This is a genomic window from Solimicrobium silvestre, from assembly GCF_002976435.1.
Taxonomy (GTDB): Bacteria; Pseudomonadota; Gammaproteobacteria; order Burkholderiales; family Burkholderiaceae_D; genus Solimicrobium; species Solimicrobium silvestre.
Genome location: NZ_PUGF01000064.1, coordinates 1 through 1,124, shown reverse-complemented (window position 1 = coordinate 1,124; position 1,124 = coordinate 1). Strand labels below are relative to the sequence as shown.

Here is a 1,124-nt window from a genome sequence, read left to right as displayed (position 1 = left end):
CGCTTCATCAACGCTCCTTAACGTGGATTCGACTTTTTATATAACGCTTGAGAGGGATTTCTGTTTACATCGTTGAGTAATTTTTTAGGATTATTTTTGATGGCGAACAAGACTGCGTTTTGACACAGCCTCTGCCGTATCAGGCCCTTTGCACTACGTGAATTTCTCCAATGCTTCGTCATTCCATTCATGCCCACGTGTTGACCAGACATTGTTACTCGGAGCCGCAGGATAGCCGGTCAGACAATAGCCTTGTCTTTCATCAAAATCAAATACGGCATGAACACGATCATCGATTAACAACAGCGCCTTTTGAGAATCGGTTGACCAACCTATTTTTGCAACGCAATCCTTTCCACGCTCCATATCGCCGCCGATACTGTAAATGTGTAGAGCATCCTGAATTATTTGTTCCTTTAATACGGTATCCACAGCATAGAAATATCCAGTGCTTCCATCGTCCTCGAAAAAAACCGTAAAAGAGCCTTGTGGCGCATCACCTTCGACGACTGTTTCGTTCCCAAATTTGAATTTTTCTTCGGTGACAAACTGTATGGACCTTAACTTCGTCATATTAGTCCTCACAAGATTTACCGATCTGCTGAGCAAACGATTCAAATGATGGTGCAATTTCTATCAGCTCTTCTACTGACATGCCAACAGTTGGAACCATATAAACCGGACACTCATGGACTGACCGATTCAAAGGGAAAACGAAAACTTCACCGGCACCATTTCCACCGAAGGCAAAATATCCTGGCAAGAACGTAGACATCTGATATTGGTTCGTCGCAACCAGCGCCTCTTGAGTTGGATAAATAACGACCCAACCTGGGTCAATTCCGAGTTCGCAATCGATCCCATCGTGATCAAGCAAGAATTGAAAATAAGCATTCGGCAATGATGAATAGGCTGATCGCAGTTTTTCTATTTCGTTGACAATTGTGCTCATCGCTTAAGTATTCCAAAATTTGACCGCATAGTCGACTGTCTCGTTTGTGCCGAGGCCGTGTAAAAACAAGAATTCGCGCTGCGACCTAATTTTTCCATTCAAACGACTTTTTAAAGCCGCTCAAGACGCGTCAGTTTAATCGGAAATAGTCCTTTTGAGCATCCCATTTTTT

Annotated in this window: 2 protein-coding genes; both read right to left on the bottom strand. The window is 43.2% G+C overall.

The features are described from left to right. Positions 1–153: 153 nt before the first annotated feature. On the bottom strand, positions 154–573 hold the full coding sequence (locus S2091_RS23735; protein ID WP_105534449.1) for a DUF2251 domain-containing protein: 420 nt from the start codon (positions 571–573) through the stop codon (positions 154–156). Position 574: 1 nt separating this feature from the next. Then, positions 575–952, bottom strand: coding sequence for an SMI1/KNR4 family protein (locus S2091_RS23730; RefSeq protein ID WP_105534448.1), 378 nt, complete (start codon positions 950–952; stop codon positions 575–577). Positions 953–1,124: the final 172 nt, after the last annotated feature.